Genomic DNA, 12,822 nt, shown 5'->3' on the forward strand with positions numbered 1-12,822 from the left:
CTGTCCGTACCACAGTGCCCCGACACCGGACCAGGCCGCCCAATCGCAGCGCGATACCAGCACCACGCCCACGCAGAAGCACGGCGACGCGCCGGTGACGCCGATGACCACCGCCTTCGGTGCGCCGGTGGTGGACAACCAGAACAGCAAGACCGCCGGCCCGCGTGGCCCGCTGTTGATGGAAGACGTGTGGCTGCTGGAGAAGCTGGCCAACCTCAACCGCGAGATCATTCCCGAGCGGCGCATGCACGCCAAGGGTTCGGGCGCGTTCGGCACCTTCACCGTGACCCACGACATCAGCAAGTACACCCGCGCCAAGCTGTTCTCGGCGGTGGGCAAGCAGACCGAGATGTTCGCCCGCTTCACCACCGTGGCCGGCGAGCGCGGCGCGGCCGATGCCGAGCGCGACATTCGCGGCTTCGCGCTGAAGTTCTACACCGAGGAAGGCAACTGGGACCTGGTCGGCAACAACACCCCGGTGTTCTTCCTGCGTGACCCGCGCAAGTTCGCCGACCTCAACAAGGCGGTCAAGCGCGACCCGCACACCAACCTGCGCAGCGCGCGCAACAACTGGGATTTCTGGACGCTGCTGCCCGAGGCACTGATGCAGGTGACGGTGGTGATGAGCGACCGCGGCATCCCGCGCAGCTTCCGCCACATGCACGGCTTCGGCTCGCACACCTACAGCTTCACCAACAACGACGGTGAGCGCTTCTGGGTGAAGTTCCACTTCCACAGCCAGCAGGGCATCCAGGCCCTGACCGACGCGCAGGCCGAAGTACTGGTGGGCAAGGACCGCGAGAGCCACGGCCGCGACCTGTTCCAGGCGATCGAGCGCGGTGAGTTCCCGAAGTGGAAGCTGTTCGTGCAGGTCATGCCGGAGCTGGAGGCGGAGACCTCCCGCATCCACCCGTTCGACCTGACCAAGGTGTGGCCCAAGAGTGACTATCCGCTGATCGAGGTGGGCGAGTTCGAGCTCAACCGCAACCCGGACAACTGGTACCAGGACGTGGAGCAGTCGGCGTTCGCACCGAGCAACCTGGTGCCGGGCATCGGCCCGTCGCCGGACAAGATGCTGCAGGCCCGCCTGTTCGCCTACAGCGATGCACAGCGCTACCGCCTGGGCGTGAACCACCACCAGATCCCGGTGAACGCGGCACGCTGCCCGGTGCACAGCAACCACCGCGACGGCGCCATGCGCGTGGACGGCAACTACGGCGGCCTGCCGCATTACGAGCCGAACAGCTATGGCCAGTGGCAGGAACAGCCGCAGTACCGCGAGCCGCCGCTGAAGATCCGTGGCGATGCCGACTTCTGGAACTTCCGCGAGGACGACAACGACTACTTCAGCCAGCCCGGCGCGCTGTTCCGCAGCTACAACGCCGAGCAGAAGCAGCGCCTGTTCGACAACACCGCGCGTGCCCTGGGTGATGCGCCGGACTTCATCAAGCAGCGCCACATCGACAACTGCAACAAGGCCGACCCGGCGTATGGCGCCGGTATCGCCGAGGCCTTGAAGAAGCTGGCGGCGAACCCGTCCGACCCGTTCCAGCCCGCCCATCCGGGCAGCGATTTCCCCAGCGCCACCCCGGGTGCGGAGGACATCACGCTGTGACACCGCACCCGTCCGGTTGAACGGGCGGGTCACCCGCACCACCCCGACGCCCGGGATGCCTGGATGGCATTCCGGGCGTTGCCGTCTGCCACACCGGCCACCCCGCGCGGGGTTACCATCCCGGCTTGGCCACCCACCGCAAAGGAAACCACCGATGAGCCTGACCGACGACCTTCTTTCCCAGCTGCAGGGTGCACCCCTGCAACAGGTTTCCCAGCAACTGGGCATCGACAGCCAGCAGGCTTCCGGCGCGATCAGTGCCGCCCTGCCGCTGCTGATGGGCGCCCTGGGCAACAACGCCGCCAAGCCTCAGGGCGCCGAAGCCCTGCTCGGCGCGCTGCAGAACAATCACAGCGGCCTGGACATCGGCAGCGTGCTGGGCTCGGTGCTGGGCGGCGGCAGCAGTCCGGCCACCAACGGTGCCGGCATCCTCGGCCACATCTTCGGCGGCAACCAGGGCCGCGCGGAAACCGGCCTGGCCCAGGCCACCGGCCTGAGCCAGGGCAATTCCAGCCAACTGCTCAAGATCCTCGCGCCGATCGTGATGGCCTACCTGGCCCAGCGCATGGCCGGGGGGGGCAACCAGGCCAGTGCCGGTGGGCTGGCGCAGATCCTGGGCCAGGAGAAGCAGCAGGTCACTCAGGCCGGCGGCATCGGCGGCGGCCTGTTGGGCAGCGTGCTGGACCAGGACGGCGACGGCCAGTTCGGCGTGTCCGACCTGATCAAGCTGGGCAGCGGCCTGCTGGGCTCGGGCAAGCGCTGACCTGTTCGGGCTGCGCCCGAAGCAATAACGCCACCCTCGCGGTGGCGTTTTTTTTCCCCTCGTGGGAGCGCCTTCGGGCGCGAGGCTGGGGCTTCTGCAATTGCAATCATTCCCTGCAGCGGACGAATCCCGGCTTCGCGGCCGAGGCCACTCCTACAGGGCGTCGATGTCGCCCAGGGCGCGGATCAGGCGGCGGGCGCGCTTGTCGGGCTTGTGCTCCGGGGCTTGGTAGCCAGTGCGCTCGGCGGCACGACGCAGGCGCACCTCCTGGCGGGCCTTTCGTGACGCATCACTCTCCTCGTACAACCCTTGCGCCACCGGTGCGGGGCCACGCATGTCGCTCAGCCCGCGCACGCTGATCTCGAACACCTCCTCACCGCGCTGTACCCGCAACGCATCGCCGATGCGGATCGCGCGCGAGGACTTGGGCCGCTGGCCACCCACCTCGACCTTGCCGGTGTCCACCGCCTGCTTGGCCAGGCTGCGGGTCTTGTAGAAACGTGCCGCCCACAACCACACGTCGAGGCGGATGCTGGGGACCACGGGAACGGCTTCGGGATTCATCAGGCTCCACTGGGTTGCAACAGGTCTGCCCTGCCTACATGGGGCCGGCATCGTCACCGTCAAGATGCTAACGTGCCGGACCTCGAGCCTGACCAGCGCATTCATGTCGAAAGCAAGCCAAGCCCGCAACCTGACCGAGGGCCCGATCGGCCGCAGCCTGCTGCTGTTCTCGCTGCCGATCCTGGCCGGCAACATCGCCCAATCGCTCAATGGCTCGGTCAACGCGATCTGGGTGGGCAAGTTCCTGGGCGAGGCGGCGCTGACCGCCACGGCCAATGCCAACAACATCATGTTCTTCCTGATCGGCTCGGTGTTCGGCATCGGCATGGCCGCCACCATCCTGATCGGCCAATCGATCGGCGCGAACGACCTGCCGCAGGCGCGCCGGGTCATGGGCACCAGCGCGACCTTCTTCATCGGGCTGTCGGCGGTGATCGCGGTGGCCGGCTGGTTCCTGTCGCACCGGCTGCTGGTGGCCATGGGCACGCCGGCCGAATCGATGCCGCTGGCCGATGCCTACCTGAAGGTGATCTTCCTCGGCATGCCGCTGATCTATGCGTTCGCCTTCCTCACCGCGGCCCTGCGCGGCGCCGGCGATTCACGCACGCCGTTCCGCTTCCTGCTGCTGTCGGTGCTGCTGGACATCGGTTTCAACCCGCTGCTGATCTTCGGCATCGGCCCATTCCCGGAACTGGGCGTGGCCGGTGCGGCGTGGGCCACCTTCTTCGCCCAGGGCCTGTCGCTGGCGGCGATGCTGCTGTACCTGCGCAACAAGCGCCACATGCTGTGGCTGGGCCGCAAGGATGCCGCGCTGCTGAAGATCGACCTGGACATCCTCAAGGCACTGGTGCTCAAGGGCGTGCCGATGGGCCTGCAGATGGTGCTGATCTCGCTGGCGATGATCATGATGATCTCCATGGTCAACGGCTACGGCGTGGAGACCGCCTCGGCCTACGGTGCGGCACTGCAGTTGTGGACCTACGTGCAGATGCCGGCGATGGCCATCGGCGCGGCCTGCTCGTCGATGGCCGCGCAGAACGTGGGTGCCGGGCGCTGGGACCGCGTGGATGCAACCGCGCGCACCGGCGTGCTGTTCAACTTCCTGCTGACCGGTGCGCTGATCGCGCCGATCATCCTGTTCGACCGCAGCACCCTGGCGCTGTTCCTGCCCGAGGCCAGCCCGGCACTGGAGATCGGCCGCCACCTCAACCACATCGCGGTGTGGTCGTTCCTGTTCTTCGGCGTGAACTTCGTGGTGTCCGGCGTGGTGCGTTCCACCGGCGCGGTGGTGCCTCCACTGGTGATCCTGGCGATCGGCATGTGGGGCATCCGCGTGCCGATGGCCAAGCTGCTGCAGCCGGCGCTGGGGGCCGACGCGATCTGGTGGAGCTTCCCGACCAGTGCGTTCTGTTCGATGCTGATGGTGATGGCGTACTACCGCTGGGGCAACTGGCGCAAGGCCAAGATGCTGGACAAGCATGCGCCGGACACCCTGGCCACGCCGGCCGAGGTGGCGTCCACGCCGCCGTCGCCGGTGGCCGATGCCAACCCCGAGGTCGAGGTCGAGGAACCGGCGGCGCGCTGAAGGGCGTGGCCGGTGCGGATGACGGGCTTCTTTGCCCTCTCCGCCCCTTCGCTGTGCGGAAGGGACGGGTGACGCCGGGCCATGCCCGGCGCCGGCGTTGACAAGACCTGCCGCCGAGCGTGGCTCGGCACTACCGCTGTACGGCCTTCAGTAACTGGCGTCAAACGCGAAGATCGGCTTGCGCTGCTGCCACAGGCCGTTGGTGAAGTCCGGGAATTCCAGCGTCTGGAAGCCATTGGCGATGGACTGCTCGGACAACGGCGTGATCGCGCTCCAGGTCACCGCGTCGAAGATGTCGATCGGCATCGGCGCCTGCGCCTTCAACGACTCGACGAAGGCATGGATCACGAACCAATCCATGCCACCGTGCCCTGCCCCGGCGGCGGTCTCGGCGTGCTTCTTCCACAGCGGGTGCTCGTACTGGTCCTGGTAGACCTGGAACTCCTCCCACTGGTGCGGCGGACTGCGCCCTTCGATATGAATGCCGTGGTTGAGGTCCATCCACAGGCCCTTGGTGCCCTGCACGCGGAACCCGAGCGAGTACGGGCGCGGCAGCGAGGTGTCGTGCTGCAGCAGGATGGTCTCGCCGTTGGCGCAGGCCAGCGTGGTGGTGACGATGTCGCCCAGCTTGAACTGCACCTGCATGCTGGGATGCGTGGTACCGCCGCTCTTGGCCACGGTGTACTCGTGCAGGCCGCGCGCCTTGCTGGCGAAGGCATTGATGTGGGTGAAGCGATTGCCACGGTTGATGCCGGTGTACATCGCGCACGGGCCAATGCCGTGGCTGGGATACAACTCGCCGTTGCGCGTGACCGAATGCTCGGTGCGCCAGCGCGCCTCGGACCAGCCCTTGGCACCAAACTCCACGCCGCTGCCATAGGGGTGCTCCGGATTGCCGTCGTTGAACTTCACCCCGCGCAGGTCATGCTGGTAGCCACCCTGCAGGTGCACCAGTTCGCCGAACAGGCCGGCGCGGACCATCTGCAGCGCGGCCATCACGTCGCGGCGGTAGCACACGTTCTCCAGCAGCATGTACGGCGTGCCGGTGTCCAGTTGGGCGCGCAGCACGTCCCAGTGGTCCTGCAGGGTGATGCCGGCGACCACCTCGCAACCCACCGCCACCTTGGCCTGCATCGCTGCGATGGCCATCGGCGCATGCCACTCCCACGGCGTGGCGATGATCACGCCATCCAGGCCGCGCTGCTCCAACAGCCGCTTCCAGGCATTGACGTCGCCGTCCTGGCCGTAGGTGGTGGGCGCCGGTTTGCCGGCCTTGGCGACCATGTCCATCGCCCGGCCCAGCATGATCGGCTCGATGTCGCACAGCGCCACCATCTCCACGTCCTCACGCCGCACCAGCTCCTTGAGCAGCACCTGGCCGCGCATGCCGGTGCCGATCATGCCCAGCCGCACCTTGCGGTTGCGCGCCCAGGCCGGCATCTGCGGCAACAGGGTGGTGGCGGCCAGGGCCGCGCTGGCCAGGATGAATTCCCTGCGTTTCATTGCATGTCCTCTTTCGTGAAATCGTGCCGTTGCCGGCAGGCGTATCGGCCCCGCACTGACGGTGCCATCACCCTCCCCCGCATGCAACGCATGCGAGGGAGGGTGCCGGGGCGTGGCAGGCTCAGAACTTGTAGGTCGCCGTCACGCTGTAGATGCGACCGAAGTTGTTGGCGTAGCCGGCGAAGTTCATCCAGTCGTTCGGGTCGTAGAACGGCAGGCGGTTGAACAGGTTCTTCACGGTCACGCCCACGCTCAGCTTCTCGATCGGACGCCAGTTCACGCTCAGGTTGGCCGTCCACCAGGCCGGTGCGCCACCGCAATGGCCGGGCGCCAGGTCCAGGTAGCTGCCGGTGCAGGTCTGGGCGTTGTTGTCCTGCGCGTCGATGCGGTCATACGCCCACTTGGTGCCACCGACATAGTTGACGTAGAAGCCGGTGTCCCACTTGCCGTAGGTCCAGTTGGTGTTGAAGGTGGCGCGCACCTTCGGGTTGTTGTAGTAGCCGACCACGTTGCCGTAGTACCAGCCGTCGCCGTTGTCGGAGTTGTACATGTTGCGGTTGGCGATGGTCGCGGCGACACCGATGTTCAGGCGGCCCCATTCACCCAGGTCGAAGCGGCTGCGCAGGTCCACGTCGAAGCCGTCGATCAGGGTGCGGCCGCGGTTGCTGTACTGGCCGATCACGCTGGCCACGTTGCCGGTGCTGTAGCCGGGCAAGGTGGACGGGCAGCTCACGCCGCTGGCCGGGTCGTTGCACATGTTGGCCAGCGCGGCCAGGTTGGACAGGTCGGTCTCGGTGATCGGGAAGCGGGTCATCGAGTCGATGTCCTCTTCCTTGCTGTAGTCCGGTGCGACGATCTCGTCGCGGCGGTACACGAACCAGTAGTCGGCCGACACCGACAGCCAGTCGGCGGGTTCAAACACGACGCCCAGGGTCGCGATCTTGGCTTTCTCCGGCTTCAGGTCCTGGTTGGGCTGGGTCATGCGTGCCACGTTGCGGCTGCAGTCGCTGTTCCACAGGCTGTTGCCCAGGTCCTGGTCGACGACGCGGTTGGACTGCCGCAGCAGGCCGGCGATGGCATTGGTCTCGTTGCAGCGGATCTCATCGCGGTAGCCACCGATCTGCGCATACACGCCGCCGCTGCCGGCCTCGGCCAGGCTGGGGGCGCGGAAGCCTTCGGAATAGGTACCGCGCAGCATCAGCTGCGGCAATGCCTGGTACTTCAGGCCGATCTTCGGCGCGGCGTTGGCGCTGAAGCCCGGGTACTTGTCCAGGCGCAACGCCAGGTCCATCTCCAGCTTCTCGGTGAGCGGCGCAACGGCTTCGGCGAACAGCGCGTAGGTGTTGCGCTTGCCGTCGAACCACGAACCGCCCTGCTGGGTGATCAGGCCGTTGGCGGCATCCGGATTGCCCGGGGTGTAGAAGGTCTCGCGGGTGGCGTTGAAGCCGAACGCCGCGCGCACCTCGCCGGCCGGCATCTTGAACAGCGGGCCCTCGATCTTGCCGTCCAGGGTGTGCAGGCGGGTCCACGACTCGATGTCGAAGGTCGGGAAGGCTTCGCGGATCAACGCCGCGTTGGCTTCACTGATCTCGCCGAACTTGTAGGCCGGGTGATCGGAAATGATGACGCGGCCGGTACCCGGATCGACGGTGTACGGGCCGAATGCCTTCTCGAACCCCTTCAGGTTGACGTTGGTGGTCTGGTAGGTCACCGAATGCGAGCCGGCCGTGGCGAACGCGGTTTCCCAGTTCCAGTCGCCGGCGCTGCCGCGCAGGCCAGCCACCGCACGGTAGCTCTCGTCGGTGTTGCGCTGGCCGAAATGGCCGCCACCCACGTCCTGCAGCAGGTAGCCCAGGCCGACCACGCCGCCCATCAGTGCCTTCATCTCGGGGCTGGCGTGGTTGTATTCGTTGTTCGGGCCGAGCCACGGGGTCAGGAACTGGTTGACCGTGTTGCCGGTGTTGCGCGAGAACCAGCTCTGCGGGTTGCCGGTGGTGGTTCCATAGGCGCGCGGCGTGCCGCCGTTGGCATGCAGGTCGATGTCGGTGTAGGTGACCTCGGCGAACGCCTCGGTGGCATCGTTGAGCTGGAAGTGGCCGTTGACGTAGGCGGTCACGCGCTTGGAATCGGCGCCGCCGTTGATCTGGCGGTTCATCCAGGTCTGCCAGATGCAGCGCGTGCCGCTGGCCACCTGCAGCACGTTGTTGCAGCCCGGCGCGGCCTCGTCCATCCGCGCCCCGGTGACCGGGTCGATGGCGTAGTAGTAGCCGGGGTTGAACACGCCGGGCGCGCTGCCGGTGTCCAGCCGCAGGTTCTTGATGTAGTCCGGGTTGTTGACGTAGAACTGCGCCGGGTTCTTGAGGTACCACTCGCTGTCCGGGATACCGTCGCGCTTGTACATGTTGAAGCTGGCATAGACGTTGTAGCGGTCTTCGGACAGGTCACCGAAGCCACCGGTGATGCTGGCCTGGGTTTCGCCGAACGAATCGAAGCGCGAGGCGGTGTCCCAGGTACCGCTGACCTCCAGGCCCTGGTAGCTGCTCTTGGTGATGACGTTGATGACGCCGGCCACCGCGTCGGTGCCGTACACGGCCGAGGCACCGTCGGTCAGCACTTCCATGCGCTCGATGACCGCGGCGGGAATGGCATCGATGTTGACGAACTGGGTCTGGAAGCCAGCCGGTGCGCCGTAGTACGACAGGCGGCGGCCATTCAACAGCACCAGCGTGCCCTGTGCGCCGAGACCGCGCAGGTTGGCCTGCGAGGCACCATCGGAACCGGTGAACAACGACTTGGAATCCACCTGGCCCGGCCGCGCGGCAGGCAGGTTGTCGAGCACCTGCAGCAGCGTGCGCGCACCCATGTTCTGGATGTCCTGCTTGCTGATGACCTGCACCGGCGAGGCGGTTTCCACGTCGGTGCGGCGGATGTTGGAACCGGTGACCTCGATGCGGGCCAGTTCGGTGGCCTTGTCCTTGTCCTTGCCGTCGGGGTCCTGCGCGAAGGCAGGTGCGGCGATGGCGAACAGGGTGCTGGCGATGGCCAGCGACAACGGGGCGAATGTACAGCGATGGGGATTGCGGCGGGCTGGCAACATCGGGTTCTCTCCTGGAAAGGTCACGCAAGAACAGCAGTTGGCGGGCAAAGCGATCCCGGGCCACGGCCTTGCGGCCGTGGTCGGCGTGGTACGGGGGAGCAGCGGTGTTACGTGGTGGTGGTGGTCAGGGGGCGACGTAGTCGGCGGTGTCGCCCTCCTCGCCGATCAGCACGGCGTTGGCCCAGTTGCCACACACCCGGGCCGGGTCATCCCCCTGCGCACCCAGCGTGCGCAGGCTCAGGCGGGAAAGCCCGCGCACATCCAGTTCCGGCTTGACCACGCCGGGTGCATTGACCAGGCCGCTGTCGTACAGCAGGCGGTCCTCGCCCCACACCTGGAACTGCATGCCACCGGCCTTGCGGCACTGGTCGTCGATGCCCAGGTCGGCGCGCAGCAGCTTCCAGTTGCCCTTCAACGCGATATCGATGCGGCTGCTGGCCGACACGCCCAGGCCGCGGCGGAACTGCAGGCCGTTCATGCGCATCGGCACGTCGGCGCTGAACGCGCGGTCGGCATGGACCGACGCGGCCAGTGCGGCCGGCAGCGGCAGCTGGGAGAGGTACTGCTGCCGGGCCGGCCGCTCGGCCGCCTGTTGCTCGAGGATATGGAAGGTGGACAGCGCGATCGGGCCGACGTCGCGCGGCTGCAGTGCATCCACCGCACGTGCGCTGCTGCCCTGCGCTGCGCTCACCATCGGATCGGCACCGCTTGCGCCATCTCCCTCCGGGTTCTGCACGCTGAGCACGCGGAAGCGCAGCAGGCGGCCGGCGTGGGCCGGGAAGTCGATACGCTGCAGTTCCTGCTTCAGCTGCAAATGACCGCTGGCGATCGGCTTGCCCCACTCGCCGTTGCTGTCGGCCATGTAGATTTCGTAATCACGCACCTGGCCATGCTTCCAGTGCTGGTCATTGCGCGGTGCCAGCTCGATGCCGTCGATCAGCTTGCGTTCGCCAAAGCCCACCACCCATTCGTGGGCGCCGGTGCGGATGGCCTGGTTGCGCACGCTGCGGAACCAGGTTGCCGGATCGTCGTCGAAGGCATTTTCCAGCGGATGGCCGGGCTCTTCGGCCGGGCGGTTGACCACCAGCAGGCTGTCGGACGGCAGCGCGCGGCCCAGTTCGGGCGCGTTCGGGAACGCGTCGTCGGCCAGCGCGGCGGCGACCGGGAAATCCAGCTGCAGTTTCAGCGAGGTGCGGATGTCCTGGCTGGCGGTACGCACATGCAGCGTGCCCTTGCGCTCCTTGCCATCGAAGTACCAGCCCTCGCTGGCGGCCTGCAGCGCGGCCGCGTCGGCCAGCTGGGGCAGCGCGCGGCCATCCAGCTGCACGGCGGTCGGTGCGCTGCGGCTCAATACGCGCAGGCCATAACGGCGCTGCGCCAACTGGCCTTGATACTCGCCCTGCACCGGCGCGATCTCCACCTGCACCGGGCCACTGCCCTGCGCCGGTGCCTGCACGCGGATCTGCTGCGTGCTCGATTCGCCCTTCTGGTAACGACGGGTGCTGCCATCGTCTTCGTACAGGGTGTAGCTGGATGCGCCCTGCGGATACAGATCGAAGGTCACCTCATCCAACGGCTTTTCGCCGTCGAACAGCATCTCCGGGTACATCGGCAGGATCGCACCGGCACGCACGAATACCGGTAGCGTCGCGAGCTCGACCGCACGGTCCAACTGTTTGCCTGCGGCACCTGCCTGCAGATGGCGGCCATCCCAATAGTCGTACCAGCCGCCGGCCGGCAGATGGATGTCGCGGCGCCAGCCACGGCTCGCCGCCTGGCTGCGGTAGACCGGCGCGACCAGCAGATCGCGGCCGAGCAGGAACTGGTACTTGTAGGTTTCATCCTGCGCGTGCGGGTCCTGCGGGTAGTCCCACATCAGCCCGCGCACCGGCGGCGCACCGCTTTGTGCAGCGTCGTGCACCAGCCCGTACATGTACGGGGTCAGGCGCATTTTCAGCTTGAGATAGTCGCGGTTGATCGAGCGATACGGCTCGTCGAAGGCCCAGGGGTGCTTGCGCGCATTGGACGACCAACCGGACATGCCCATCAGCACGGGAGTGAAGGTCTTCCACTGCAGGTCGCGGGTGAAGGTCTCGGCGCTGCCGCCGAAGATCGCATCGACGTCGCCGCTGGCGTAGGCCATGCCCGACAGGCCCGAACCCACCAGGGTCGGCACGTGCCAGCGGATGTAATCCCAGCTGCTGCTCTGGTCACCGGTCCATGCCACCGCATAACGCTGGATGCCGGCCCAACCCATCACCGTCCACAGGAACGGGCGCGAGTCGGAATTGTCGAGGATGCCATTGAAGGCCTGCTGGTTGGCGTCCATCGCGAACTGGTAGCCCTGCCCGGTCCAGGCCACGTCCAGCTTCTGCACGCGGCTGCCGGCCTTGCCGACTTCCCAGGCAATCTTGTCCACGCCGTTCTCGGTCCACAGGCCGGTCTTGAAGCCGTACCTGGCCAGCCCCTGCACGGTTTCCGGCAGCTGCTTGTAGCCGCAGCCGTAGCCGTCGTTGGGCAGGATCCAGCCGCCGGGCATGTCGTTCTCGCGGTACTTGGCGGCGACGCTCTGGACCACGTCGGGCGTGGTGCCGGTGGGGCCATCGCTCCAGCCTTCGGGCACGCTGCCGGGCTTCTTGATGTTGTCGCCGTCGTTGTAGCAATCGGCATCGCCGTAGGACAGCGCCCAGCGCGCGACCATGTTCGGGCGGCCGGTCAGCTGGGTGTAGCGTTCGAGCAGGCGCTGCAGGTCGGCACCCACGAAGTAGTACGCGTCGAAGCGGTCCTCGCGGTGCAGCAACGTGGACTGGTCGGGCTGGCGCAGGTCGTAGCTGCCGTCGCTCCACGTATTGCGCAGCATGCCCCAGCCCCGCGAGCTGAGCAGCATCGGCGCCGGGCTGGGGCGGTCGCCCTCTTCCCAGCCACCGGAATAGGACACCTCCAGCTCGCGGCCCTTGAACTGGAAACGGCCGTTCTGCTGGCCACCACCATAGAACGCCTCATCGGCCTGCGAGGACAGTACCTGCACGCTCTGCGCCGCATCCAGGTCCAGTGGCTGCAGCTCCTGCCACATCGGCATGCCGCGCGCGCCGTCCAGCCGTTCCAGGCGCAGTTGCAGGGGCTGGCGCTGCACGTGCAGCACCAGGGCCGGCGTGCGTACGCGGATCTCGCTGGCATCCTCCTCCAGCTGTGCCTGCACCGGCTGCACCGGCTGCGGCAGCACGATCGGCGCGGCCTTGTTGCCGGCGTCGGTCAGCTTGCCGTTGCGCCCGGCCTGCACGTGCACGATGTCATTGGCCAGCACCTCGATGCGCACCCTGCTGCCGTTGTCGGTGAGCAGTTCCCAGCCGCGCACGCCATCGCGCCCGTCCGAAGCACTCACCGAGCGCAGGTTGCCCACCGGCTCGGCCTGCGCCGGAAGCGCCGGCAACAACAGCGCCGAAAGCAGGGCCACCAGCAGCGGCGATTGACGGAAGCGGTTGTGCATCGTGTCCCCAGGCCCGTTCATCGGACGTTTCGAAATGCGGTTGTGGCCGACTCTAGGGCAGTAAATCGAAAGATGTCAACAAAATGAAAGCAAAAAGTAAGTGGAATTTCTTGCAATCGAAAGATGGTGCAAAGCACCACTTTCTGTTGCCCCTGGGTTCGCGCATTCACCCGGCACGAAAGGGTTTTCATGGAAACCTTTCGTTCGT

Annotated in this window: 7 protein-coding genes; 3 read left to right on the forward strand and 4 right to left on the reverse strand. The window is 66.8% G+C overall.

All coding sequences use genetic code 11. The features are described 5' to 3' along the window. The first annotated feature begins 103 nt into the window (after window positions 1-103). Entirely contained in the window at window positions 104-1,615 is a 1,512-nt protein-coding gene (locus ATCM_RS14575) for a catalase (RefSeq protein ID WP_132866194.1), read from the forward strand. Between the two features lie 154 nt (window positions 1,616-1,769). Next, window positions 1,770-2,378: a DUF937 domain-containing protein gene (locus ATCM_RS14580; protein ID WP_132865205.1), complete on the forward strand. Its 609-nt coding sequence runs from the start codon at window positions 1,770-1,772 to the stop codon at window positions 2,376-2,378. Window positions 2,379-2,531: 153 nt separating this feature from the next. Here the strand turns inward: ATCM_RS14580 and ATCM_RS14585 are convergent, their stop codons facing one another. Further along, the gene (locus tag ATCM_RS14585) at window positions 2,532-2,942 is read right to left on the reverse strand and encodes a S4 domain-containing protein (protein ID WP_132865206.1); all 411 of its coding nucleotides are present in this window, start codon (window positions 2,940-2,942) and stop codon (window positions 2,532-2,534) included. 103 nt (window positions 2,943-3,045) lie between these two features. Here ATCM_RS14585 and ATCM_RS14590 point away from each other — a divergent pair, with 103 nt between their 5' ends. Continuing rightward, window positions 3,046-4,527, forward strand: a complete 1,482-nt coding sequence (locus ATCM_RS14590) for an MATE family efflux transporter (protein ID WP_132865207.1) — start codon at window positions 3,046-3,048, stop codon at window positions 4,525-4,527. A gap of 147 nt (window positions 4,528-4,674) precedes the next feature. Here ATCM_RS14590 and ATCM_RS14595 read toward each other — a convergent pair whose 3' ends face one another. The 3 genes from ATCM_RS14595 to ATCM_RS14605 all read right to left on the reverse strand — a co-directional run bounded on the left by ATCM_RS14595 (window position 4,675) and on the right by ATCM_RS14605 (window position 12,614). Continuing rightward, complete coding sequence (locus tag ATCM_RS14595; protein WP_132865208.1) at window positions 4,675-6,030, reverse strand: Gfo/Idh/MocA family oxidoreductase; 1,356 nt, start codon at window positions 6,028-6,030, stop codon at window positions 4,675-4,677. Between the two features lie 121 nt (window positions 6,031-6,151). Continuing rightward, complete coding sequence (locus ATCM_RS14600; protein ID WP_132865209.1) at window positions 6,152-9,127, reverse strand: TonB-dependent receptor; 2,976 nt, start codon at window positions 9,125-9,127, stop codon at window positions 6,152-6,154. 124 nt (window positions 9,128-9,251) lie between these two features. After that, a complete protein-coding gene (locus ATCM_RS14605) occupies window positions 9,252-12,614 on the reverse strand; it encodes a TIM-barrel domain-containing protein (protein WP_132866195.1) in 3,363 nt (1,120 codons plus the stop codon). Window positions 12,615-12,822: the final 208 nt, after the last annotated feature.

Source organism: Stenotrophomonas sp. ATCM1_4 (genome assembly GCF_004348115.1).
Taxonomy (GTDB): Bacteria; Pseudomonadota; Gammaproteobacteria; order Xanthomonadales; family Xanthomonadaceae; genus Stenotrophomonas; species Stenotrophomonas capsici.

Excerpts from the sequence above, each read along its gene's own strand:
- ATCM_RS14600 (WP_132865209.1), bottom strand. The coding sequence starts at position 9,127 with ATGTTGCCAGCCCGCCGCAATCCCCATCGCTGTACATTCGCCCCGTTG.
- ATCM_RS14575 (WP_132866194.1), top strand. The coding sequence starts at position 104 with ATGACCACCGCCTTCGGTGCGCCGGTGGTGGACAACCAGAACAGCAAG.
- ATCM_RS14590 (WP_132865207.1), top strand. The coding sequence starts at position 3,046 with ATGTCGAAAGCAAGCCAAGCCCGCAACCTGACCGAGGGCCCGATCGGC.
- ATCM_RS14605 (WP_132866195.1), bottom strand. The coding sequence starts at position 12,614 with ATGCACAACCGCTTCCGTCAATCGCCGCTGCTGGTGGCCCTGCTTTCG.
- ATCM_RS14580 (WP_132865205.1), top strand. The coding sequence starts at position 1,770 with ATGAGCCTGACCGACGACCTTCTTTCCCAGCTGCAGGGTGCACCCCTG.
- ATCM_RS14595 (WP_132865208.1), bottom strand. The coding sequence starts at position 6,030 with ATGAAACGCAGGGAATTCATCCTGGCCAGCGCGGCCCTGGCCGCCACC.
- ATCM_RS14585 (WP_132865206.1), bottom strand. The coding sequence starts at position 2,942 with ATGAATCCCGAAGCCGTTCCCGTGGTCCCCAGCATCCGCCTCGACGTG.